Source organism: Herbinix luporum (assembly GCF_900070325.1).
Taxonomy (GTDB): domain Bacteria; phylum Bacillota; class Clostridia; order Lachnospirales; family Lachnospiraceae; genus Mobilitalea; species Mobilitalea luporum.
Genome location: NZ_LN879430.1, coordinates 532,654 through 558,160, shown reverse-complemented (window position 1 = coordinate 558,160; position 25,507 = coordinate 532,654). Strand labels below are relative to the sequence as shown.

27 protein-coding genes and 1 riboswitch are annotated in these 25,507 nt (G+C 32.1%); of the genes, 3 read left to right on the top strand and 24 right to left on the bottom strand.

Annotated elements, in window-relative coordinates; genetic code table 11:
• Positions 1-6 precede the first annotated feature (6 nt).
• The 19 genes from cas1c to SD1D_RS02570 all read right to left on the bottom strand — a co-directional run bounded on the left by cas1c (position 7) and on the right by SD1D_RS02570 (position 18,910).
• Positions 7-1,038, bottom strand: coding sequence for a type I-C CRISPR-associated endonuclease Cas1c (gene cas1c, locus SD1D_RS02665; protein ID WP_058257490.1), 1,032 nt, complete (start codon positions 1,036-1,038; stop codon positions 7-9).
• Positions 1,035-1,694 (bottom strand): CRISPR-associated protein Cas4, encoded by a 660-nt coding sequence (gene cas4 / locus SD1D_RS02660; RefSeq protein ID WP_058257489.1) that lies wholly within the window; start codon positions 1,692-1,694, stop codon positions 1,035-1,037. The genes cas1c and cas4 overlap by 4 nt, the downstream gene beginning before the upstream one ends.
• Entirely contained in the window at positions 1,681-2,541 is an 861-nt protein-coding gene (cas7c, locus tag SD1D_RS02655) for a type I-C CRISPR-associated protein Cas7/Csd2 (RefSeq protein WP_058257488.1), read from the bottom strand. Before cas7c ends, cas4 begins: the two co-directional genes overlap by 14 nt.
• The gene (gene cas8c, locus SD1D_RS02650) at positions 2,541-4,511 is read right to left on the bottom strand and encodes a type I-C CRISPR-associated protein Cas8c/Csd1 (protein ID WP_058257487.1); all 1,971 of its coding nucleotides are present in this window, start codon (positions 4,509-4,511) and stop codon (positions 2,541-2,543) included. Before cas8c ends, cas7c begins: the two co-directional genes overlap by 1 nt.
• Positions 4,508-5,251 carry a type I-C CRISPR-associated protein Cas5c gene (gene cas5c, locus SD1D_RS02645; protein ID WP_058257486.1) on the bottom strand — a complete coding sequence of 248 codons (744 nt, stop codon included), beginning with the start codon at positions 5,249-5,251 and terminating at the stop codon, positions 4,508-4,510. Before cas5c ends, cas8c begins: the two co-directional genes overlap by 4 nt.
• Positions 5,252-5,264: 13 nt before the next feature.
• Positions 5,265-7,820, bottom strand: a complete 2,556-nt coding sequence (locus tag SD1D_RS02640) for a CRISPR-associated helicase/endonuclease Cas3 (RefSeq protein WP_058257485.1) — start codon at positions 7,818-7,820, stop codon at positions 5,265-5,267.
• Between the two features lie 167 nt (positions 7,821-7,987).
• Positions 7,988-8,515, bottom strand: coding sequence for a histidine phosphatase family protein (locus tag SD1D_RS02635; protein ID WP_058257484.1), 528 nt, complete (start codon positions 8,513-8,515; stop codon positions 7,988-7,990).
• Between the two features lie 120 nt (positions 8,516-8,635).
• A complete protein-coding gene (locus SD1D_RS02630) occupies positions 8,636-8,998 on the bottom strand; it encodes a hypothetical protein (protein WP_058257483.1) in 363 nt (120 codons plus the stop codon).
• Positions 8,999-9,130: 132 nt separating this feature from the next.
• Positions 9,131-9,271: an ATP-binding cassette domain-containing protein gene (locus tag SD1D_RS12800; protein WP_408606746.1), complete on the bottom strand. Its 141-nt coding sequence runs from the start codon at positions 9,269-9,271 to the stop codon at positions 9,131-9,133.
• An 11-nt stretch (positions 9,272-9,282) separates the two neighbouring features.
• Positions 9,283-9,624, bottom strand: a complete 342-nt coding sequence (locus tag SD1D_RS02620; protein WP_278319662.1) for an ATP-binding cassette domain-containing protein — start codon at positions 9,622-9,624, stop codon at positions 9,283-9,285.
• Positions 9,625-9,650: 26 nt separating this feature from the next.
• Positions 9,651-10,160 (bottom strand): hypothetical protein, encoded by a 510-nt coding sequence (locus SD1D_RS02615; protein ID WP_058257481.1) that lies wholly within the window; start codon positions 10,158-10,160, stop codon positions 9,651-9,653.
• A 515-nt stretch (positions 10,161-10,675) separates the two neighbouring features.
• Positions 10,676-11,215, bottom strand: a complete 540-nt coding sequence (gene hpt, locus SD1D_RS02605; protein WP_058257479.1) for a hypoxanthine phosphoribosyltransferase — start codon at positions 11,213-11,215, stop codon at positions 10,676-10,678.
• Between the two features lie 221 nt (positions 11,216-11,436).
• Positions 11,437-13,350, bottom strand: coding sequence for a zinc ribbon domain-containing protein (locus SD1D_RS02600; RefSeq protein WP_058257478.1), 1,914 nt, complete (start codon positions 13,348-13,350; stop codon positions 11,437-11,439).
• A gap of 303 nt (positions 13,351-13,653) precedes the next feature.
• Positions 13,654-14,259 (bottom strand): HD-GYP domain-containing protein, encoded by a 606-nt coding sequence (locus SD1D_RS02595; protein WP_242955263.1) that lies wholly within the window; start codon positions 14,257-14,259, stop codon positions 13,654-13,656.
• A 140-nt stretch (positions 14,260-14,399) separates the two neighbouring features.
• Entirely contained in the window at positions 14,400-15,092 is a 693-nt protein-coding gene (locus SD1D_RS02590) for an apurinic/apyrimidinic endonuclease family protein (RefSeq protein WP_058257476.1), read from the bottom strand.
• A 94-nt stretch (positions 15,093-15,186) separates the two neighbouring features.
• Positions 15,187-15,570: a holo-ACP synthase gene (acpS, locus tag SD1D_RS02585; RefSeq protein WP_058257475.1), complete on the bottom strand. Its 384-nt coding sequence runs from the start codon at positions 15,568-15,570 to the stop codon at positions 15,187-15,189.
• A gap of 265 nt (positions 15,571-15,835) precedes the next feature.
• Positions 15,836-16,627 carry a polysaccharide deacetylase family protein gene (locus tag SD1D_RS02580; RefSeq protein ID WP_058257474.1) on the bottom strand — a complete coding sequence of 264 codons (792 nt, stop codon included), beginning with the start codon at positions 16,625-16,627 and terminating at the stop codon, positions 15,836-15,838.
• 110 nt (positions 16,628-16,737) lie between these two features.
• Positions 16,738-17,208, bottom strand: a complete 471-nt coding sequence (locus SD1D_RS02575; protein WP_058257473.1) for a hypothetical protein — start codon at positions 17,206-17,208, stop codon at positions 16,738-16,740.
• A gap of 307 nt (positions 17,209-17,515) precedes the next feature.
• A complete protein-coding gene (locus SD1D_RS02570; RefSeq protein WP_330398652.1) occupies positions 17,516-18,910 on the bottom strand; it encodes an aldehyde dehydrogenase in 1,395 nt (464 codons plus the stop codon).
• A 577-nt stretch (positions 18,911-19,487) separates the two neighbouring features.
• On the opposite strand from SD1D_RS02570, the gene upp reads away from it, so the two are divergent.
• The gene (upp, locus tag SD1D_RS02565) at positions 19,488-20,117 is read left to right on the top strand and encodes a uracil phosphoribosyltransferase (protein ID WP_058257471.1); all 630 of its coding nucleotides are present in this window, start codon (positions 19,488-19,490) and stop codon (positions 20,115-20,117) included.
• Between the two features lie 66 nt (positions 20,118-20,183).
• Here the strand turns inward: upp and SD1D_RS02560 are convergent, their stop codons facing one another.
• A complete protein-coding gene (locus SD1D_RS02560) occupies positions 20,184-21,242 on the bottom strand; it encodes an aldose epimerase family protein (protein WP_058257470.1) in 1,059 nt (352 codons plus the stop codon).
• A gap of 324 nt (positions 21,243-21,566) precedes the next feature.
• Positions 21,567-21,771, top strand: a riboswitch (cobalamin riboswitch).
• Between the two features lie 137 nt (positions 21,772-21,908).
• Between SD1D_RS02560 and SD1D_RS02555 the strand changes: the two genes are divergently transcribed.
• Together SD1D_RS02555 and SD1D_RS02550 are read left to right on the top strand one after the other, a co-directional pair.
• Positions 21,909-22,313, top strand: a complete 405-nt coding sequence (locus tag SD1D_RS02555; RefSeq protein ID WP_058257469.1) for a DUF4430 domain-containing protein — start codon at positions 21,909-21,911, stop codon at positions 22,311-22,313.
• A 1-nt stretch (position 22,314) separates the two neighbouring features.
• Entirely contained in the window at positions 22,315-22,824 is a 510-nt protein-coding gene (locus SD1D_RS02550) for a hypothetical protein (protein ID WP_058257468.1), read from the top strand.
• Positions 22,825-22,958: 134 nt separating this feature from the next.
• Here the strand turns inward: SD1D_RS02550 and SD1D_RS02545 are convergent, their stop codons facing one another.
• From SD1D_RS02545 to SD1D_RS02530, 4 genes are all read right to left on the bottom strand, one after another.
• Positions 22,959-23,159: a cold-shock protein gene (locus tag SD1D_RS02545; protein WP_058257467.1), complete on the bottom strand. Its 201-nt coding sequence runs from the start codon at positions 23,157-23,159 to the stop codon at positions 22,959-22,961.
• An 89-nt stretch (positions 23,160-23,248) separates the two neighbouring features.
• Positions 23,249-23,695, bottom strand: coding sequence for an ACT domain-containing protein (locus tag SD1D_RS02540; RefSeq protein ID WP_058257466.1), 447 nt, complete (start codon positions 23,693-23,695; stop codon positions 23,249-23,251).
• Positions 23,696-23,748: 53 nt separating this feature from the next.
• Entirely contained in the window at positions 23,749-25,047 is a 1,299-nt protein-coding gene (locus SD1D_RS02535) for a phenylacetate--CoA ligase family protein (RefSeq protein WP_058257465.1), read from the bottom strand.
• Complete coding sequence (locus SD1D_RS02530; protein WP_058257464.1) at positions 25,044-25,469, bottom strand: ACT domain-containing protein; 426 nt, start codon at positions 25,467-25,469, stop codon at positions 25,044-25,046. The genes SD1D_RS02535 and SD1D_RS02530 overlap by 4 nt, the downstream gene beginning before the upstream one ends.
• Between the last annotated feature and the right edge of the window lie 38 nt (positions 25,470-25,507).

Here is a 25,507-nt window from a genome sequence, read left to right as displayed (position 1 = left end):
TCACCTCTATTTCCAAAAGAAAGGCGGATATTCATTTAAATCACCTCGTAAATAACGTGCTAACAACATAGATTGGGCATAAGGAACCAATCCCCAAGGTATTTTTTCATCTAAAAATGGATGTTTTAACTTCTCTTGTTTCCTTTTCTGCCATTCACTAAGTATTTTCTTTCTCGCCTCATCTTTAATTAACACCGCCCCATTGTCATTAATAATAAAGTCTTCAAATTTAACTTGCTGCCTATTGATTAGCGAAAGGACAAAACGATCAGCAATTGGTGCACGTAATTCTTCAATTAAATCCAATGCTAGTGAAATGCGACCTGGCCTATCTTGATGCATGAAACCAACATAAGAATCAAGTCCCACCGTTTCAAGGGCGCTAGCTATATCATTACTAAGTAAGGTATAGGCAAAAGATAACAGACTATTTACAGGATCTTGAGGCGGTCTCTTATTTCTACCATTAAAAACAAATTCCTTTTTCTGATTTAATATTAATTCATTAAAGCCTTGAAAGTAGCAAACTTGAGCCTTACCTTCAAAACCCCTTAAGGAATCTAGTTCAGTACATGTTTTTACACAATTCATATATTCAGTCAGCTGATATGATATATTTTTTAACAATTCTCCTTGTATGCGCAATGGATATTCTCTTATGTAACGTTCAATCAACCACTTTTGGTTATAAATCTTGCCTAGTATAAAATTTATGGATATTTTTACACATTCAGCATCATCCATTGAAACTTTATATTGTTTTTTTCTGAGAAGAACATTCCCATAACTTCTACCTACCACTCTTGCTCGAAAGCGCCCATTAGGTGTTAAAAAACATATAGATATATGATTATCTACACATTTTCCCATAAGTTGAGGACTCATACCTAGATTAGAGAAAAGTACGATGCTTTCTATATTATGTAATGGATATCGTCCTATTGTTTGATTATCTTCTTTAATTACAATGTTTTCACCATTTAATGACAAATACGCGTTTGGTCTTGTAATATATAAAGTATTTAGGAGTTGTCTCATTCATTTATCCTCCTCTGAATATATAAAGTGACATTCTTTTCTTCATTAAGACCAGGCATACAAATATTATTTAGAGAGCATGTTCTGCATTTCTTTCCTGTTCTTACTTTAGGAGTTATTCCTTTATCCATATAATAATGCATCTCCGTTACAATATCGTATAGTCTCTTTCTCATAGCCTCTGTAAAAATCACTTCTTGTCTTCTTCTGATCTCAAAATAAAACATATAGGCTTTTTCTATTTTAGTCATCAACATTTCTTCAAGACATATTGCTTGGGCTAGAAGCTGAAGAATATCACTTTCATCTTCTTTAGGTTTTCCCCTTTTGTACTCTACAGGATATACTTTATATGTATTATTATATTTCGGTAAATATATACCTTCTGAAGACAATCTTAATTCCACCACATCGCACTTTCCGGTAACACATAATGACTTTGACTTAACTGGTAATGCATGTATAGTAACTAAATCTTTTCTACTTTCTTTTATGCTGCCATCATCTGCTCGTTCATGTAGCAATATACCGTCCATGGTAAAAAAATTCTCTTCCCATTGCTGCTCAACATGAATTAAAGCCCATTGGCGCTTACAAAAGATAAAATGTTGAATACCAGAAATTAATAAGTAATCATCTTCTTTATATTCCTTCAATAACCTCCACCTTCAACCCTTTTTCTTTATATTTGGATAATTCAATTTCATTAAGCTTAATTACATAGTCATCATAGGTCGTAGGCTTTATAACTCCTTCTTTAAGCTGGTCTTTTACAAGATTATGTATTTTTGCACTAGAAGCAACCCCAAGCTTTCCGGGATGTGTAAACCAATATATCGATTTTACTTCCATACTACCTTCAGGTCTTGCTGATGAAGCATCATTTACAAATAATGTACGTAATGCTTCTTTTATTTTTTCAGCATCTTCAATTGTAAAACCCGTTTTTTCAGCAAAGTAAGGATTAATGCTTCCTTTAATCTTATATACTCCAAAATCTACATAATGTTTTGTTCCCATGGTATCAGATGACTTTCCGCCCTCAGCTTTAATCATACCATTGGTACTTCTTGTAATCTGCATACTAATTATATTTACAGGACTTAAACTTTTTGCCATTGATATTGATACAGGTCCTCGTATTCCTATCGAGCGATTTTGAAATGTTACAACCTGTCCAAAACTTCTTACGTCAATCCAAAGTTCGCATGATTGGGTAAATACGGTTTCATCATCATCTTTGCCTTTCTTAAAAACATTGTTAAATCGTGCTTCTAATGATTTTAAATCATCTTCAATTCGATCATTTGATTGAACAAATATTTTTTCTCCAGCATCCTGTAAGCGATTACGTATTTTTCTCTTAATACATACATCACTAATCTCACCAAAACCGTCATAATCATTTCTAGGCATATTTCCGTTTAACGGATCTCCATTCGGATTTGCATGATCAACTGTAAAAAACATAACAAAATCAATTTTGTTTTCCAACTTACCCATTAATATACCTCCTTCATATTCTCTAATACTTCATCTTTCTTGTCTTCAGATTTTTTCTTATATAAGTCCTGCTTCTGAGCGTAATATCCAAATACAAAGTCTTCATTTAGAGGATTGTTTTTCTCATTGTCAAAGTTCTCGTTCCCTGATAAGTCATTAATAATTTTTCCAATTAGACGTTCATAATAAATGTAGCTACTAGGCTTACCTTTTTGCAAACGCTCCTTATATGGTCTAATCTTTTCTTCCAGAATCATTAATGTTCTGGCAGGCGTCTTAGTATATGCTGTCCACAGTCTTTCTGCATTTGTCGAACGATTTCCAACTTCATTAGTACCGCTATACAAGGTATCCGCCTCAAGTTTCTCATAAATAGCAAGAAGTCGACCATATAAATAACTTCTGTCTTTATTGTTCTCCTCTAACATTTCCTTCACCTCATCTTTCAATTTATAATCTAACTTATATTTTTTTAATAATGAACAACCTACTTGCACAATGGAACTCCATGTCTTTCCATAAGAACTCCTTTTGCAAAGGTTATTGAACATCCTATTAACCAGATCCAAAGGTATCTTTTTTCCATCAATAATACAAGGAATCAGACGTTCAATTGTTTTTACCCGCATTTTCTTGTTATTACATACAACTGTTGTCCTATTTTTCTCTTCTGTTTCAGTACCCAATATATAATCAGCTATAGTATAAATAGATGGACTTTGCTGTACAATTTCTTTTTGTCTAGCACTATAAAATCCCCATTTGGTTGAATGGTACCAAGCCTCAACACGTTTATATAAATCTGATCTATATAACTCTCTAAAATATTTTATTGAAACTCTTCCATTGCTTATCTTATCTATAATCATTACATAGAATTTGCTCTCTGGAGGAATAAACCTATCTCTACCAGTTAGATAATTATTAAGATTTTTTGATGTGTTTCCACCTAAAGATATAGACTCATCTTCATATTCTTCCAAGTCTAAGTCCTCGTCATCGTATGTAGTTATACCACCTGTTAACTGTAATCCATTACTATTTGATATATCATCAGAAAACCAATTGATAAGATAGCTGTTTTCTCCAATCCATCTTGAATTGTTTTTATTTTCAAGAAAATATTTAAGCATCAGATGAATCTTTTGAGATGTTTCATACCCTATACTAATAACTTCATCACCGGTACTAAACCTACCGTAATATGTTTCTTTATTATTACTTATTGATATTAATTTTGCATTGCCCATAATACCACGGTGTGATTTCACACAATATGTAAATTCTTTAGAAATGTTACAATACTTTTTGTCATTATCCATGTTTAAACTTCTTACATATGATATATAATTATTATGTAATTGCCTATCGGTAGTTACAGACAGATTCTTATGAAAGGCATCACGATGTTCTATGAGAAAAGTTATAAATATTTTTTCAGGTTTCCATTCCTTTACTTTTTGATTTTCATCCATGTAATGAACTACATTCTTATCATCAATACTATAATCGTTCACTCCAAATATTTCTTTTATTACATCATCTAAAATGGTTTCTTTTATTATATAATTATATATTGCTTCAAATGTAATGTTAATATTCCCCTGAACCATATAATCTTTCCATGATTTTATTTCCTTTATATATAACTTATGTTTTTCAGAATTAATTTCTTTAGTTAGATAGGACAATTCATCACATAAAGGATGGGGAGCATATCCATTTGATCTTGCAATTGAACGTTCAGTAACCGGAAATATAATATATTTATCTTTTGGCACCCAATCAGCCTTAATAAATTCTCCCTTTGTTGACAAAGTTATTTGGATTATGTCTTTTCCATCTGATTTCTTATTGGAATGATATAGTGGAAGTAATATTGTTTCCTCTTCTATATTCTCCGACCTATCAACTAAATTTGCATCAAGAGCAATATTATAAGTGTCATACAACACCTTTAAGCCACTCACTGATTCATCACCTCCTCCCACTCTTCACCTACATCTTTCATTGAATCTGAATCAAACATTTTTATGGAATAATTTCTAAGTTGTTGCTGTATCTCACATTCTTCTGGTCGTATAAAGTTAATTATTCCGTTATTCATAGCAATATTAGTAAAATTGGATGTCAAATTATTAGCTGTGTCCTCATTATAAGCTTCATCAGGATATACAAAAGAGTGAAACATTATTCCAAAAGATATTTGCTTCCCCTCAAAAGGAGTTATTGCATTTATAAATTCGTTTTCATTTATTTTTTCAACATAACCGAAACACTCTCTGGCTCCAAGAAAGATATCTCTTCTTCCTCCTCTTTCTAGTGATCTTAAAAATATTTGCTCATGCTTTTTTTCATTTCTGTCATATGCAAGTTCATGCCTTAATTCATTCCATTCAAAATGTACCTTAACTAAGTAGTCAACATTCTTTAGATAGGTATAGTAGTTTAAATCTTTTTTACCGTTTTTTAAAAAAGCTACAACTCCCTTAGTTTCAGTTTGAATAGGTTGTAATACCTTTACTGCATCTACATAATATTGTATAGTAGGTTTCCAGTAAATCTGTTCTGTAATACCTTTTAAGGCTTGATAAGTCGGTATCTGATAAGTAAATTTTTCACCTCCTCCCTTTGTTACCGGATCTGTAAAAAGAGCATAATCTCCAAATAATCGATAATAAAATGGAGATGAACGAAACTTTTCACTCATAAGAGTTCCCTCCTTAAACAATAAAATCTGCTAAGCCTTCAGTTACAATACCTAATTTTTCATCATAATAGTGCTTGTCCAATAACCATATCTGCCCATCTTTGACTTTGTCCTTAATTATATTCTGAACATACCCTTGTAGCTTCTCATTAAAATAAACATTTACTGTGGTTCTCTGAAGTTTTTTTAGTAACTTAGATATCTCATAACTATCCCTCTTTTCTATTGCAATTAGTAATTGTTCAATTAAATCTTCATTTTTATAATAAACAATCACTCCCACAGTATCATGCTTAATTAATTCAAAATTATCAGCTGCTTCCCGGAATGCCTGTGCTAATCTAAATGGATATTTAGTGTAATGATATTGTTCATATGCTATTCTCATACTTTTATTAATGCTTAGTTGTTCAATCATGTTATCGCCATCTTTTCTTTGGCAATAACTCATTTTCTTCTCATTTTCTATATAATATTTGTTAAAATAATATGACTTTATCTCATCTAGAGATATTTGCTCTTCATCATTTGCTATGCTAATGCTACGAATTGCTTCCTCTGAGGCAGTAACTGTTTGCCTAATATCCTGTAAATTCGCCAGATTTTCCATATCATAATTAATAATATAAATTTTTCCTTGTATATATTGGCCGTCCTTAGTTAGTTTACCTTCTCTGTTACAACGTCCGGCACATTGAACAAGGCTATCTATACCGGCCATTGATCTATAAACACAATCAAAATCTAAATCAACACCTGCTTCAATTAGTTGTGTACTTATACATATTAATTTTGTCTTTGAATTTCCATTGCGATTTTTAATTAAGATCTGCTTTACTTCATCAATTATTTCAAGTCGATGTGCTGCACATAGATTAGTCGTAAGATATACTATTTTTTCATTTGTCATTTGATTAGAAAATTCATCATATAAAGTTCTGACTGCTTTTTTAGTATTTAACACAATGAGACAACTATCAAAATCCCTAAGAGTTTTTTCTACATGTTGTATAATATCATAAGTCGACATCTTCTTCCTAGCATCACTACCAGTTAAATTATAATATACTACCCTGTCAAAACATGTCCTCTTAATTAATTTTTTTTCAATAATTTTAAAATTATTATTGTTTAAATCTCCATAATATACCGGATATTTTAATGCTTTACTGTTTAAGATTGGTTGTGTTGCCGTACAATGTACAATATTACAATGCATTATATTTTTCATAAAGTTCATCATTAAATTAAAATTATAAATTGCCTTTAATGGCAAACTCTGTACTTCATCAATAATAATTACAGAGTCAATTAATTTACAAAACCTTCTGATTTGACTTGCTTGTCCTTTAAATAGAGTATTGCAAAATTGAACCATGGTAGTTAATATTATAGGCGCTTCCCAGCTTTCCTTCAGATAGCTTAACATACGGTGTTCTACGTCATACTTAAATTGCTCATCATCCTTTCGCTCTTCTAAAAGTATATTACTATGGTGCTCCAATACAATAGTATCATTAGATATAATGTTTTTTATTTCATTGGCATTTTGTTCTAACACTGATAAAAATGCTGTTATATAAAAGATTCTCTTTCTATTATAATTCTTGGCATTAGTAAGGGCATATCTGAGTGATGTTTTTGTCTTTCCTGCTCCTGTAGGCATTTCTAATTGAAATATCCCTTCTTTATAATTGGATGCAAATTGTTTTGCAACTTTTGACATTTCTGTTCTTGTATAATTTAATTCCGATGGCTTATCAACATTTTCATAATCCCTATAAATCATCTCAATCTTAGAATAAGCTTCATTCCAAATACTTTGAAGTTCTTCTTGATTCCATACTTTCTGCTTTTCTGCCTCAAAAACATTGGCTGAATCGTATATATCTGCCTCCTTAAGAATTGATAAGCATAAGCGTACAAAACAAGATATGTAATAATTAAATTCATGTAAATATACTTTTTTTGATTCTGCCAATGGATTTGATTTAGCCATTTGCTTTAACTTATTAAAGATTACATTGAATTCTTCAAATCCTCTCCATATCAATTCATCCATACTATAGTTTTCATTCTGAATCAAATAGTTATTGAAATAATTATAATAATTTAGAACATCATCATTAAAATGATATGTAACTTTTGAATCATATTTCAGTCTTTCAAAAGATTTATTCTTTATATTAATTGTGTCTATCACATCAAAAAGTCCATGGTGAGATTGAATAAGATAAAGGATTATCTCTTTATAATATTGAAATTTAACAGTATTATAATATTCTTCATATTCTTTAGTATCAGATAATATATGTATCCACAGTTTTGCTCCGGCTGATGAATGGTCCACTTTTTTATTACTACTTCCGTTAAGATATGTCTGAAAATTTCTATCAGCTTTACCCATGTCATGTAATAACCCCACATGCATCATTAGGTGTTTAATACCAATTAAATCTCCTATCTGACTGGCTATCTTTCCTACTGATAGTAAATGCTCTGTTAAGCTTTGACTTTTCACTTCACCAAGTTCATTTTCTTCTTTACGGGCTAATACATCAAAAAACATACGCTCACCCCTCCTGGCAAAACATTGCTAACATCTACATTATATCATAAATTTATACATATTAATACTTTAACTCCATAGTTTTACATTTATTTAGGCTTAAAAAAAATGTTGCAATACTTATTTGCAACATCTTTTAAAACCATATCTATTTTTCAAATCATAACTTATATATGATACACTTCAAGTTCACAGTTCTTCAAACTATACTGTGCAAATTCTTCATTACTAATATTATCAAAGTATGTACGAATTACTCTACAAATACCGTTATGAGTTATAATAAGAACATTCCCGTCAGAATATTTCTCTATAATTTCATCCAAGCAATTATAAACCCTCTGGGCCACTTGAAAATATGACTCTCCCTGGGGATACCGAGTGAAGAAATTTCTCTTTTCCATCTGGTACACTTCACAAGTTCTGTCACGGCCCTCAAAAGTGCCAAAATCCATTTCCATAAGTCTATCATCATATTTTATTTCAACATTCAAATTCTCACATACTATATTTGCAGTCATAGCAGCTCTTTGTAAGGGAGAAGCAATAACATACTTAATAGGATATGGTATATTATCTCTCAATTTTTTTGCTTGCATAATACCGGTTTCATTTAAAGTTATATCCGTCCTACCTAATATCATGTTTTTTCTGTTCCATTCCGTCTCACCATGCCGTGTAACTAATAATTTCATTTTATCCTTCCAATCTATTATGTAAATTTGAGTAAAATAAAACCACTTAAAATAATAATCAAAATATAAACTATTAGTTTGATTATAACATACTCTTATAATAATACAAAAAATTAAAATTTACTTTAAATCAATACCGGCATGCTTTATAGCTTCTTTTGTTCCACAATAAACCGTATTATCTACTAATATTTTAAATTTAGTTTGGTATCTATCCCAATAATTAAAAACTTCTTTAGCCGAACTATAATCTTCCCCCCAAAAACCTGCAACAAATTCAGAATCCTTTTCTGCTATAATCACATAACCTTTATGCTTTACAGCACCTACTTGAACTTTATCACCTTCAGTTATTACATATCCTGCTTTCTGTAAATTATTTAACATCTCATCTGCTGTAGGCCAATCTTCTGTGGATTGTTCACATGCAGTAAGTGCTATCATACTAACAATAAGTACTCCTATTAATATAATTTTTTTCATAATACTCATCTCCTAATTTACTTTTCATAAATTAATATTAGCAGCACTTTTACTAATATAAAATATAGTTTCTATTATTGCAGATGATGATACCACATTTTACTTGTTTGCGTCAATATTTAACGGCATTTTCTAAAAAAACAAAAAAACTGACTCAGGGTCAATAGCCAGTGCCCTTGCTATAGCTACCCTCTGTTGCTGTCCCCCGGATAATTGATAGGGATAAGATTTTAACTTATCCTTTAATCCAAGCATTTCTATATATTCATATATTTTTTCATGTTTTAATCCCTCATTTTTTTACTATATTCAATTGGCAGGAAAATATTATCCCGTACATTTAGATTCTTAACCAAGTTATAAAATTGGAATATAAACCCAAGTTTACTTCTTCTTAAGTAACTAATCTCTTTGTCCTTTAGATCCCCTAAAGAAATATCATGAAATAGAACTTTACCTGATGTAGGCACCTCTAGACCGCTTAATAAATATAGTAAGGTTGTTTTTCCCGATCCTGATTTCCCTGTTATAACTATATATTCTCCTTTTTCAACGGTCAGATTAATATCTTTAATAACATGGTTCTTAATGTTATTGTTATAAACTTTATTTAAATCCTGTGCCACTAACAATTATTTATCCTCCCAGATTATCAATATGATATTACTCTTTCAATCAGATTAACCTTAAGTACATATTTTTTAATTACACCAATTAATACACTTATTATTAACATACTAGATATTAAAAACATAGCTATAATACTCTTATAAGTTATTGCTACATCTATTTTCCCAACATAGAATGATAATATATCAGTTACTATGGATAAAATTAATCTTTGATAAATCATCCCACACAATGATGAATATAAGCTAATAGTTAATCCTTCAAAAACACCAATCTTTAAGATATCTTTTTTGGTAACACCAATAGTGTTTTCAAAAAACCCTTCTTTTGCTCCAATTGCTTTAACATTTAAAGACTCTTTTTTATCACCGTAATACACATAAAATTTACTGCCAATACCAAGTCCATGTTTTTTGGCAAAATCCTCAGAAACAATAATATCATTTTCTCTAAAATTATTAATATCCCCACTTATAACTTCAATATCATATACAGGTCTCTGTTCTTCTATATCCATACCAAGTAAACACAATAACTCCCTGCTTATATCAGAATTTATATAGCCAATACAACGGATTAGGGATGCCTGGACATTTTCCTGTTTATCTATTACATCAATTATACCAGGGTCAAAAAAGCCATATTATCCATCGGCAGTACTTATAAAAATTTGACTGTTTAGTGTCAAATCACGGAAATCAGCATATCTAGTGTCAATTACTGATTTTTGAAATGAAGAACTTATGTTAAAAGTTAATATGGTAATGAATGTAGTAATAAATATAAGCATAAATTTTAGTTTGTGATTACGTAATCCATATATTATAAATTTTACTTTTTTCATATAGGAGACACCTTCTTATAAAAATATCTACAGGGCTAATTGATATTAATAATAAAAAATCTATAATCAATAGTTGAATGTAAAGTAAGCTTGATAATTACATTATATTCAACTCCCATTAGATAAATAACAAACCATTTGGACAAAAAAAATCCCAGGAATTTAGTCCATACAGACTAGACTTCCTGGGCATTTTTATTTTCCTATTTCTCATACACTTCCCTTTTTAGCACTCCAACAAAAGGAAGATTTCTATATTTTTCTGCATAATCAATACCATATCCTATAATAAATTCATCGGGAACTTCAAACCCCTTATAATCTATGGCAATCTCCTTTTGTCTTCTTGAGGGCTTGTCTAAGAGGGTACAAATTTTTAGTGATTTTGGATTACGGTTTAATAAATTCTTCTTTAAATATGCTAAAGTTAAGCCGGTATCTATAATATCTTCTACGATAATAATATTTTTCCCTTCAATATTGTCCTCTAAATCTTTTATTATACGAACCACTCCACTAGTCTCAGCAGAATTTCCATAACTTGAGACTACCATATAATCAATATAAGCAGGTATGCTAATTTTTCTAATTAAATCTGACATAAATACACTGGCACCTTTTAAGATGCCTACAAGCATTACCTCCTCATTTGCAAAATCTTTTGAGATTTCTTCTCCTAATTCACCTATTCTTTTTGCTAATACAGCTTCGTCAAATAATATTTTTTCTACATCTTGGAACATAATTATAATTAACCTCTTTCTGTTTAAAATAAGTATCTGATTTTTTTTGTAAACTCTTATAGTTATCTTATCTTCTCCTTGTTAACATCAACATAATGATATTATTACATTAACATCATTATTTCAATACTGTTTAAAAATTAGATTAATAATTATATAGAAATGTAAGGATCAATAAAAAACCCCGATTAGGGATTAACCTAATCGAGGCTATAAATATATTACCTAATCTTATTACCACATTGAGTACAAAAATTATTATCTTTTTTTATAGGTTCTCCGCATTTTGTGCAAAACCTAATTGTATTACCTATATCAATATTTTTTTCAATTTTATTAGCTTTATTAGTTTTATTATTAGCTAAAATATCTGTGTCACCAAGCTTTTCCTTAAGAAGAACATAACCCATATACCCAGCTGTCAAACAAACAGCAACAATTAAAATAATTAACAACCACCAAAGAATTGCTACCCAGTTAAAACTTTCTGCTTTTATCTTACACAAGATGTACTTATCATATGATGATAATTTAAATTCCTCTTCCCCTATTTTCACCGTATCATCATCTGCATAATTTTTTATTGTATCATTGCTTATTTTATCTCCTGCCGGAAGCTTCACTGAATAATTAACTAAAATATTTTTTGAAGCACTTCCAAAGAAATTTCCAAAAGATATTTCTTCTTGAAAATCGGTTATAGTATGTAGTGCAAATCGTTTCTTATCCTTATCATATTCTATAGCCGAATTACCATCTGCAAATATCTTTCCAAATCCCGTAGATACTTCATCCTTGGTTCCTTTCTGTTTAAATTTTATAATGTAATTTGATGAGGTTTTTTTATAGTCAACTAGGGCATAGCGATCTGCTATACTATTTATGCTCTCCTTTAGTGCAGTTAGTTCCTTTTCTTCAAATTGCTTGTCATATAGCATTTCAATAGTTCTTTGAATATAATTATTACCTTTTACAACAGTTTCTATATTAATCTCTTTAGGAAAATATGAGTAAGTAATTTCCATGTTCAGTGTGATAGTAGATACGTCTCCAGAATAAGCCATTATATAGCCATCATAGGCATCTTCATCTAACCACAAACTCAAATCTTTTGTATTACCGTCATCTTGTAAAATTGCAGCCTTAGATAATACATCTGAGGCAACAAAGTAGCGCAAGGAAGCTGTTCCATCCCTACTGGATATATATTTAGTAAGATCCAGTGTCTCGGTCATTGTCTGGTTAAATTCCAGCATATTTCCTTCATTATTGGCTTTTTTGTCTATAAAATCAGCAGCCTGTGAATGAAATATTTTTTCCATAGCAGCATCAATATTTTCCTTATCAGTATTTTCTAAGCTGATAGAAAATACTATATCTCCACTTTTTGGGTTGGTCTCCCATAATGATAAGGCACCGGAAGGTATACTATCTTCCATAAATGCTTTGATTTCATTTCTTTTTTCTTCCATTGTGCTTTTTGGAATGTTAAAAATTACTTTTCTATCATATGTTCCGTCTACATATGGTATAGTCAATATATCAATACTATTAAATGGAAGATAGGTTATTTCAGATACATTAATTGTCTCAGATGTAGGGTATTCATCTGCACCAAAATATAAAATAGTTGTATCATTTTCAAATATTTCATCTTTATATGAGGGATCTATATAACCTTCTTCTACCAATGCATTACTAAGCCAAGACAATAAATCTTTACTGGTAAAATTCTCAGAATATGCTATACCCTTAGCTAAAAAGGAATCCGCCTGTACCATATCAACAACCGGACTAGTTCCAAGTAAATTTGTAACTTTCCTTATGTATGTTTCCTTAGTATCAAATTCTAGAGTAAATCTTGCTACATAATCAGCCTCAGTCTCATGTAACTCCCAAGTAAGTTCAGGAGGACATTTTTCATTAATAAAATTTTCAAGTATATGATTTGGACCTTGCATATACCTATTAAAGTCCGATTTGGATATCGAAACATCCATTACCCTTCGGCCGATAAAATTATTTTCTAATATTAAACCAGTTGATATTTTTGCCCCATTTCCACAGGAGGTTGCAAATATTATCACCAGTAAAATAGTTATAATTGTTAAACATCTTTTTAAGTACCTCTTCATAATAACTCCTCCATACTATAGTTACTAAAACCACCTTGTAACCTAAACAAATAACAAGTTTATAATCAATATTAGTATAATATAAATACTCACTACTTACAAAGATAAATATGTTAAATGTATTTGTAAAATCATGTATGTTATCAGTTAATTATAGCGAAAATTGTTATATATGTCAATTAATAGCCTTTATTGGATAATCCAGTAATTATAAGAAGATCTTTATTAAATTATATGATGATATATAAAAAAAATAGGTACATCATTCATCTAAGTGGATGAATAATGCAAACCCATCTTTTCTTATAGAACCTCTATGATTTCTATATCTTCTTCAACTGACAAATCATAATACTCATCACCGCAACGAACTAATGGTTTCCCTATTTCTATTGGATTAATATGAACCATGCAAGCAACTTGTTCGTTACTTAACTTAACAGCCCTACCATTATAAAATTTTAGCATATTATTTGCAAAGACCTGACATATAAACGTATCTAAACTATTAAAGCTGCTTGATTTTATTTCCTCTAAAGCCTGTAAAGGTGTTTTCTTTTTGCTGTATGGCTTTCTAGCTGTGCTGGCATCAAATATATCTGCTATTGCAATTATCTTACTAATCAAATTGATTTTATCTCCCTTTAGTCCCAATGGATAACCGGATCCATCCATTCTTTCATGGTGAAATAAAATACCCTGTTTTAACTCAGCATCCAAATCGTTTATACTATTTAATATTTTGTAACTTATGACCGAATGAGATTTCATCATTTCCATCTCTTCAAAAGTTAATACTTCAGCCTTATTTAATAGACTATCTTTAATCTTTGCTTTCCCGATATCATGTAAAAGTCCTGTTCGAACTAGATTAATTATCTTGAAATGATGCAGGTGTGAAGCGATCACGGTCAAAAGAATTGGTCATTATTATTTTTTATATGTTAGTAATATCCATTCAATTTCTTTGCTGGCGAATATTTGGCTTGAAAATTACTTTACAAGTGTATCCTTTAATTACCCATTTACCCTCTATTATCTTCATCGCCTTATATTTCAAACGTCCGTGGATCATTTCCCTCAGCAGCATACTTAGCAAAATACCTTCTTGGGTCAGTGCCCCTTGCAAAAATTTGATCTATATACTGAATTACTTCCTCATTTGCACCTAGCTCTCTAAAATAATTACTAGAAACCCTAGGATGTCTCTTGCAGAAAATTCCGGCATCAACTGTTAATCCAACATAGGGAGAATTCAGTTTTTTCATAACATTTATATATTCCTGAGTCAAAGGATTATCAAAACTCATACCGGCATGTATCTCCAAAGTAAGAATTACATTATTTTCAATGGCATAAGGTAATGCCGGTTCTATAATACCCGCCGGTGTCTTAGATACCAGTCGTAACATAGGAAAGCCAAGTCGTCTAGTTAATTTAATTTCTTTTATTAGTAAGTCAGTTGATTCCTTCAAAGTCAGTGTACGGTTTTTATATAAACATGTATTAATAAATACATCGTTACAAACTAAAGTAGGCTTGTATATACTTACCAAACGGTCCCATTCTGCCAAAACCTCTCCTGACGGTTCCGGAGCACCTTTAATCATTTGATCACTTATTAACTCCATACCTGCATTTAACTCATTAAGATATTGGAAGATATCTTCTAAGTTCATTTTTCCTCTTGCATACTGATCCTGGAGGCTATACATGGATATGGAACGTTTTATCTTACTCATAATTTTTTCCTCCTTTTAGGCTGCTTTATTAAAAAAAGCTCTGTTGCACAAAAGCTGCCACCTTAGGAAGATTATCAACAGTTCCCTAATCAGTTTAAGCTCCTTGAGCTATTACAAATGCTATAGTATAATCTTTTTCTTTGGCCAAAGAAACCATTATACTGCAAATTCCTGCCTCCTCAACAATCAGCTTAAAACTATCATTAATACTTACATAGGGCTTTCTTGCTTCATCATCTAAGGTCTCTACAATACGAAAATCAAAAGTCTTAGCTTTGGTATGATGAGCTATTGCCTTAAATACTGCTTCTTTCACTGCGAACCTTTCTGCTAAAAATCTGATAGGCTCCGGATGCTGCACAGAAAGCTCCACCTCTTTTTTTGTAAAGGTAGCTTCTATAAAACATTTTCCCAGTTTTTTTACTAGATTTTCAAATTCACTTATATCCACCATATCAACCCCAATTCCGTAAATCATTTTACACCTTCCATAACAATAATCTTGCAGTAGCTGCAGCAATTATAATAAGACACCTTTATCTTATCTTTTTTTTCATTAGTAAACATTCAAAATATTAAGGGTTTCTACTTATAATCTTGCTTATCTTCTGCATTTCCATATATAACATGAACTGGCAGAACAATTTTTATATGCAAAATATTGCTTTGTATACCTAGCACCTAAAAAGGCTCATATCTTTCAGATACAAGCCTCATTCTTTCCACTTCTATCTATATAAAATCTATTTCTTATATTGCCTTCCGGTTTGATCTATCCTATATTCTCCTTTATAAATTAGCTGAGATATAGGTACTAATTCATAGCCTTTTTCCTTAAGACCTAAGATAACTCCCTCCAAAGCCTCCGGTGTATACTTAGCACCGTTATGTAAAAGGATAATTGAACCTTTGCCCAGATTCTTATTTTCAACACATTTTTTTACTATGCTATCAGGACCATAATCTTTCCAATCCTTAGAATCCACATTCCATTGTATGGTATAATATCCACAGTCTCTTGCAGCTTGCACCAGCATATTATTGTATTCCCCATAAGGGGGACGGAATAAATCCATATCAACACCTGTCAGCTTTTTTATCCGTTTATGAACTTTCATAATCTCATCCTTGCACTGCTCCTCAGATAATCTAGTCATTTGCTTGTGGTTTTCACTATGATTACCAAGATCATGACCAGCTGCCGCTATTTTCTTCACAGCTTCAGGGTTTTTTCCTATCCACTCACCGGTCATAAAGAAGGTGGCTTTTACATCATGTTTTTCTAAAATTTCTAGTATTTTCTCAGTATCTTCAAAGCCCCAAGCGGTATCAAAAGTTAAAGCAAGTTTATTCTCATCTGTTTCCACACTATATATGGGCAAATCCCTTTTCCTGCCGATATTTGATACTGTAATAGCATTAGGCAAAAACTTTACTCCTAGACCAACAACTGCCATAACCGTTAGTACCACAATGCCAATTTTAACAAATAGGGTAATGTCTGATACCGGATTATTTTCATTTTTATTGTCCATACTTCACCAATCTATGTTGTTTTACTATAATATATTGGTATGTAAAGCTAAATATGCGGTAGCAAATTAAAAACCCTACCGGATTAATTAAATCCGATAGGTTACTTTATTTACTTCTCTCTCATGCTTTTTTGTTCATTTAATATAATTCGATCCAAGACCGCTTTATACAAGAGAATAAGTTGAGCATCAATATAGCAAAACTTATTTGAAATAAATTCATAAATTTTATATACAAAGCAAATATTAATTAAGATTATTGATATTGCCGTCAGTTCAGGACTCATGGAACGAAGTAAAAGATATACCGTTGCTAAAAGATAAAATAAAAAAGCAAAGAAAAAATTCTTACTAATACGAAAGGCCAATAACATTGTATCATTGAGCCTATTATGCATTTTGTATATAGATTTAAAGTCTCTATTTTTCAATTTTTCATACATATCATTAAATATAACCTGATTATCGGGAACTTTATTATCTGTATTATTGCTAATATTCTTTCTTAAATAGCAGCTATAACGATGATAATTTATATCACCTAATTCCTTTCTAATCAGTTTTCTAAATACATTAGCCATCTTAATCACCTATCCTTATTAAATATTAATAAGTCTTATTTAATATAAAATCAAATGTCTGTTAATACTATTATTCACATAGGACACGAAATAAAACTCTGCAATTGATGTAACAAGTTCCTTATAATAGCATTATACCAATTCCGACAACAATATCCTACATTATTTTATAGTATTATATGACAATCTTCTTAAAATAGCTATATATATATAATCAAAATATTTGTCATTTTTTTCATAAATAAATAAAAAGCCTGCATTATCATTAAAAATTTTAAAATGATAATAACAGGCAAAGACTCCTTATTTACCTAAGTACCTTTTTTAATAATTTTAATTTTAAGTCTGAATAAGGCATATAACGAAGAGGAATATCAAATTTAGTACTTTGTCTAAAAATACTTCTATAATGGGTAAAGGTATCAAAACTTTTCTTACCGTGATAACTGCCCATACCTGAATACCCTACCCCACCAAAGGGTAGCCTGGGATTGGCCAGATGTAGTATTGTATCATTAATACATCCTCCTCCAAAGGAACAGGTTTTCAAAACCCTATTAATATTCTTATTATTCTCTGAAAATATATAAAGTGCTAAAGGCTTATGAAATGAACGAATAATTTCAATACATTCTTCCAACTTTTCATAGGTAATTATAGGTAGGATAGGTCCAAATATTTCCTCACTCATTATAGTTGATGTCAGGCTAACTTGATCAATCAAAGTCGGTTCTATATGACCCTTTTCATCATCATATCTTCCTCCCAGTACAATACGTCCCTCTGTCAGTAATCCTTTAAGCCTGTTATAATGCTTATCAGATATTATCTTAACCATCTGGGACATATTATTGTTAGGAAAGAATTTCTCTAAGGCATTTTTATATTCTGCTATAAACTTATCCTTAACTTCTTTGTGAATCAGCAGATAGTCCGGGGCAACACAGGTTTGACCGGCATTAATTACCTTACCAAATGCAATACGCTTGGCAGCCAAACTAATATTAGCTGTTTGATCTACTATAACCGGGCTCTTACCCCCTAGTTCCAAGGTTAGGGCAGTTAAATTCTTAGCTGCTGCCTCCATAACCACCTTACCTACTTGGGGACTTCCGGTAAAAAAGATATAATCAAACTTCTCTTTTAAGAGCAAGGTATTCTCCCTACGGCCTCCTAAAATTACAGAAATATAATATGGTGGGAAGGCCTCTTTTATTATTTTTTTAATCACTTTAGCTGTTGCCGGTGCATATGAAGAGGGTTTTAGTATAGCCGTATTTCCCCCTGAGATAGCACCAATAAGAGGTAGAAAACAAAGATTTACAGGATAATTCCAAGGAGCCATAATTAAAGTTACTCCGTAAGGTTCAGGCAAACGGTAACAAGTACCCGGCATTTGACCTATAGAAGGCTTAACAATCTGCTTTTTCATCCAACCATGTAGCTGCTTTTGGTGATAACGTATTTCATCCAGAACAATTCCTATTTCACATAGATAGGCTTCTGCTTTTGATTTATTTAAATCCTGCTCCAAAGCCTTATATAATGAGGCTTCATTAGCTATAATGGCTTCTTTTAACCTGCTTAATGCCTTCATTCGAAACTTATAGCTACGGGTTTTTCCACTTTGATAAAACTTTTTTTGTAGCTCCACAAGGTTTTTAAACATATTTTTCTCTCCTTTGTAAGTAAGGTATAATATCTTATTTTTATATATACACTAAATATAACATATTAACAATAGCTTACCATATACTATTTATTTCTGATAATTCGAAGCTATTATGCAAAATCACGTATGCATCGACATAATATGCTTATTTATTATTAACAAATTGTTCACAATCTATCCATACTAAAATCATAATTATTTCTTATAATAATACATAAATAAGTTATAAAAATTTTGATTTATTCTTTACTAAGCTTACAAGACAATTTTTTTCATAAATAAAGCCCGGCAGCTACCCTCCCCCTCTACCGGGCTTCTCCTCTTTTATAAAATCATCCAAATATATTTTCTTTAAAGTTCTAAATATATCTTTTCCAATACCTACAATAATCCAAGTATAATTAAATAAATTTGCATAAAATTGTATATAGTTACTGATAATGTTATATATGCACTTATTTTTCCATTTGCTGTGCTCATAAATTAATTTCTTTTTATTTATATTAAATTAATCCTTTTATACCATCTTATTTTTTGTTATAATCGAGTTTAGGAATTTTATCTGCAAATCTATGTTCCGAATTTTTAATAATCAGGAGGTATAAATATGGCAGCCGTAGTAATTATGGATCATCCACTAATCCAACATAAAATCGGCATTATGAGACGAAAAGATACATCTACAAAAGAATTTAGAGATTTAGTATCCGAAGTGGCTATGCTAATCTGTTATGAAGCAACTAGAAATCTTCCCCTTAAAGATGTAGAGATTGAAACTCCCCTTACTAAAACCGTAGTAAAGGAAATCGAAGGAAAAAAACTATGTATTGCCCCAATTCTTCGAGCCGGACTTCATATGGCTGACGGAATTCTTAACTTAATTCCTAACGCAAAAGTAGGTCATATAGGTTTATATAGAAATGAAGAAACCCTTGAACCAGTTGAATATTTCTGTAAGCTCCCCTCCGACGCTGCTAAAAGAGAAATATTTGTTGTAGATCCAATGCTAGCAACAGGTGGATCGGCAGTTGCAGCTATTGATCTTTTAAAGAAGCGGGGAATATCTAAAATTCATTTCTTATGTTTAATCGCTGCTCCTGAAGGAGTTGAACGATTACAAAATGCCCATCCCGATGTTAATATATTTATTGGCAATTTGGATGAAAGATTAAATGACTTAGGCTATATTCTTCCCGGTCTTGGGGATGCAGGAGATCGTATTTACGGGACAAAATAGGCTTATATCCAATAATATAAAATTCAAACGGCTCTCTTGATTTATATATCAAAAGAGCCGAATTTATTATTCACAAAGGAATTTATAGATTGTTACAAATTCGTATTCTTCTCCTGCTTTTAATACGCTGCTGGGGAATGTTTCTATATTGCAGGCATTGGGAAAATACTGTGTCTCAAAGCATACTCCCGCTCTCTTTTGGTAGCTTGCCCCATCCTTTCCATTCTTTACAGGAGACAGCATATTGCTGGTATAGAATTGTAATCCTGGCTTATTAGTATATACCTCCATAACCCTGCCGGAAGATTCCTCTACTAATTTGGCCACCTTTTCCACCTCATCACCATTTATATTTAAAACATAGTTATGATCATAGCCTCCGGCTTGCTTTAGGGGACCAAAATCACTGTCTATATCCTGTCCAATACTTTTTAGGCTTCTAAAATCCATAGGTGTTCCTTCTACATCAAGATATTCTCCTGTGGGAATTAAATCATCCCTAGTAGGGGTAAATTGGTTGGCATTAATCCATACCTTATGATTTAATATATCACCGCTATTATGACCGGAAAGGTTAAAATATGAATGGTTAGTAAGATTTACAACTGTATCTTTGTCAGATACCCCATGATATTCAATAACCAATTCATTAGCCTCTGTCAGACTATAGGTAACTGTATAATCAAAATTACCGGGAAATCCCTGCTCCATATCAGGACTTAACCTTGAAAACTCTATACTAATCATATCCTCATCTTCAAATATTTCCGTTTCGTACATTACCATATTGTATGCAGGTTTTCCCCCATGAAGATTATTTTCTCCTTCGTTTTTTTCCAATTCATAAATCTTACCATTAAGTTCAAACTTAGCCCCTGAGATACGGTTAGCACATCTTCCTATTAGGGAACCAAAACCGGGCCCATTACTTTCATACCCCTCAAGATTATCAAACCCCAAAGCTATATCTGCAAAATTCCCCTTCTTATCCGGTACAATTATACTTACAATATTAGCTCCAAAGTCTGTAAAAGATACCTTCATTCCATTACTATTAGTAATGGTATACAATGTAGCTTCTTCTCCGGTTTTGGTTTTGCCAAATGGTTTTTGTGTAATATTCATTAGCTCTTCTCCTTTTTTTATTATTGCAATAAGTTTCTTAACTAAGTTGAGATATAGATATGTAGTGTATCTTTGCTATTTTGATTATTATACCATAGCAAATTAAATTTTCCAATATTACTTTTTTACATTTTATTACAGAATAGTTCCATCTTTTTATTGACAAGTCCATTAACTTATAATATACTTTATCTCGTATATGTGGTCGGTTTATTGGATTTTATAACTATATATAGTGTTTTTCATAAGGGATAATCAAAGATCTATCTAATTTCCTAGTAAATCCTTATGAAGGAAGATTATTATAAAAAACATAATAAATCGACTTGTTTTAGGGTTTTAAGTGTCCCCTTAAGGGAATAATAGGGAAACAGGTGTAAAACCTGTACGGTCTCGCCGCTGTGAATGGGGAGCCTGCTCCTAGTAAGGTTTACTTACATATGCCACTGGATGTTTAAATCATCTGGGAAGGTTGGAGAAAAGGTTATGATCCATAAGTCAGAATACCTGCTTAAAACCTGTACCAGTAGTTCCACGAGTCATGGACAAAGGTACAATAAAGATCCTTTCTTTATTGTCCTTTCCTATTAGTGGGAGGGCTTTTTTGTATGCTTTCATTTATTTGAAGCTATACTTTTACAGCCTTCCATAAGAAAGGAGTTTGAAATGAGAGAAGCAAAATATTGGATTAAGGTACTTTTAGCAACATTAGGTCTGTTTGTTCTTACAATTCTTTTACTTTATTTATATACTAGCAGATCTAATCCTGCCTCACCGGGGCATAAAGAAATCACCATAAAGGTCATAATTCCTGATGAAGAGCCCCAAGAATTTGCCATATCCACAGATGCTCTTACCCTTCGTCAGGCACTTGAAGAAAAAGAGTTAATTAAAGGCTCAGAAAGTTCCTACGGTTTTTACATTACTGAAGTTAACGGACGAAGGGCAAATGAGCAAAAACAGGAATGGTGGTGCATAACTAAGGGTGGGGAGAATGTTAATATAGGCATTGACTTGATTAACATTCAGGATAAGGATACCTATGAGCTTACACTGATGGAAGGTTATTAGAATGAAGTTCTCTTTAAAGACAAGGGATATTGCTATAATCGGAATTATGTCGGCTATACTTATTACAGTTCAGGTAGCCTTTGCCTTTCTTCCTAACATAGAACTGGTATCCTTAATTATAATCATTAGCACCCTGGTATTTAAGTGGAAAACCTTATATATTATCTATATATTTGTTCTTGTAGAAGGGCTTATCTACGGGTTTACAACCTATTGGATTTGCTACTTATATGTATGGACTATCCTAATGTTTTTCACCATACTTTTTAAAAAGAACCGTTCCCCCTTTTTTTGGGCAATACTTTCCGGAACATTTGGGCTTAGTTTTGGGCTTCTTTGCTCCATCCCCTACCTTTTCATAGGGGGTGTGCCTTTGGCCATATCTACTTTTATTGTGGGAATTCCCTTTGACATAGCCCATTGTATAGGTAATTATGTAATTGCCCTAACACTCTTTAAACCTCTTTATAACTTGCTAAATTGGACAAAGAAAAACCTGCTTACTCAATAATTAAAAAAATGGAGCTGCCCGCTAATTACTTAGTGGGACAGCCCCATTTTTTAATCAAATAGTTAAAACAATATATCCATTTTTAAAACTTATATATAGTTTAGAAAAAAGGTACATTGTAAACCCAATATTGATTATATTCTTGTTACGTTTGTTGCCTGAGGACCCTTAGCTCCTTGAACTACATCAAACTCTACTTCTTGGCCTTCTTCTAAGGACTTAAAGCCATCCATGTTAAGACCTGTGTAGTGTACGAATACATCATTACCCTGCTCATCAGAGATGAAGCCAAAGCCCTTTTGATTGTTAAACCATTTAACTGTACCTTTGTTCATGTATAAATTCCTCCAAAAAAATAATAATTTAATTGTTGTCTGCTAAACAACATATTCATCATAGCACTCTTTCGTATCGGTGTCAAACATTATTTGTTAGCAATATTATTTATTTCATATGCTTCCTTTGCACTGCAGACCTCATATCCATTCCTCTTTAGCTCTTCTAATGCACAATTTAAATCAGAAGCCTTCATAATTATGGAAGTATCCCTTCCGGTTGTTGCAAGGGTGTACATATATTCTATGCTTAATCCTGCTTCAAAGATTATATTTAGTACTTCATTTAAGGTTCCGGGCTGCTGTGATATCTTAACTGCAATAACATCTGTCAGTTTTACAGAAAAGCCTTCTTCCTTTAAAACCTGTCTGCCTTTATCCGGGTCAGATACAATCATCCTTAGCATACCGTATTCTGCCGTATCTGCAAGGCTAAAAGATGCTATATTAATATTATGCTTTCTTAATACCTGGGTTACATCTTTTAATCTGCCTTCTTTATTTTCGATGAATACAGATAGCTGCTTAATTAGCATAGTACCCCTCCTTTTTTTATTCCACCGTTTCGTTTTTTTATTATATAGTAATTCTATATAAGTTTTCTCTTATCGATAACCCTTTTTGCTTTTCCTTCACTTCTGGCTATAGTTTTAGGTTCAACTAGGGTTACCTTAACAGCCAATCCAAGGGCAGTCTGAAGCACATGAGAGATTTTCCTTGTCAGATTTTCCAGTTCTTTAATCTCGTCAGAGAAGAAACGCTCCTCAACCTCAACTTGAATTTCCAGTGTATCCAAATTATTTACCCTGTCAACAATCATTATATAATGAGGACTGGTTTCACCTATTTCAAGTAAAGCAGATTCAACCTGTGAGGGGAATACATTAACTCCCCTAATAATAAGCATATCATCAGAACGTCCTTTGAATCTAGAAATTCTTGCAATAGTTCTACCACATTCACAGGGTTCATAGGTGATACTGGTCAAATCCTTGGTTCTATATCGAAACAGTGGCAAGGCCTCTTTAGTTATAGTGGTAAATACAAGCTCTCCTACCTCGCCCTCCTTACAGGGTTCTAATGTTTCGGGGTTAATAATTTCAGGTACAAAATGATCCTCGTAAACATGTAATCCTTTATGGGCATCGCAATCAGCAGCTACACCGGGACCAAGTATTTCACTTAGCCCATAAATATCATATGCCTTAAGCTTAAGTTTTGTTTCAATTTCCTTTCGCATATTTTCTGTCCAAGGCTCAGCTCCGCATATGGCTGCCTTTAACTTTATTTTATCCAGCTTTCCCGCTTCTTCTAACACTTCCGCAATATGCAACAGATATGAGGGAGTACAAGCAATAGCAGTTGCCCCAAAATCCTCCATCATTGTTATAAGCTTCTGGGTATTACCTGTGGACATAGGAATTACCATGGCTCCCAAGTTCTCTGCACCATAATGAAGGCCTAAGCCTCCGGTAAAGAGCCCATAACCATATGCCACCTGTAACTTATCATTTTTACCGACACCGGCCATGGCCAGTACCCTGGTTACACATTCCTGCCAAATCTCTATATCTCTTCTGGTATATCCCACTACTGTAGCCTTGCCTGTAGTACCGGAGGAGGCATGAACTCTTACCACCTCAGACTGAGGCACAGCAAATAATCCGAAGGGATAATTATCTCTTAAATCATCCTTGGTTGTAAAGGGAAGCTTATTTATATCCTCTATCCCATTAATATCGCCGGGTTCTAGACCAAGCTCTTGCATTTTTTTTCGATAGAATTCCACATTATGATATACACGGCTTACTGTCTTTTTTAATCTGGCACTTTGCAGATTATAAATTTCATCCCTACTCATGCATTCTTTCGTTTCATTCCATATCATAATACAACATCCTCCTGTCCGGCAACCGTGTATCCCTTCTCCTCTAATATAGCTTTTGTCTTTTCTAGGTTATCTGTGTTTAATATAATTAAGGGTACTTTACTGTTACGGATTACTATTGAGTAGATATAATTTAGTCCAATATCTGCATCGGCTATAATTTGCAGTAAATCATGGAGTACTCCCGGACGATCACAAAGCTCCACAGCAATTGCTTCTGACATGGTTACTGCATAGCCTTTATCGGTCAATAAAGTTTTAGTTTTCTCAGGCTGGTCTACAACCATCCTAAGAATAGCAAACTCCGGTGTGTCAAAAGAAGCTATTGCCCTTAAGTTAATATTATTGTTTTTTAATATTGAAGTTACTTTTGCTACACTTCCTATTTTATTTTGTATAATAATTGATAGTTGCTGAATCATTAAATTAACCCCTCCATTTCTTCAATCTAGGCAGCTAT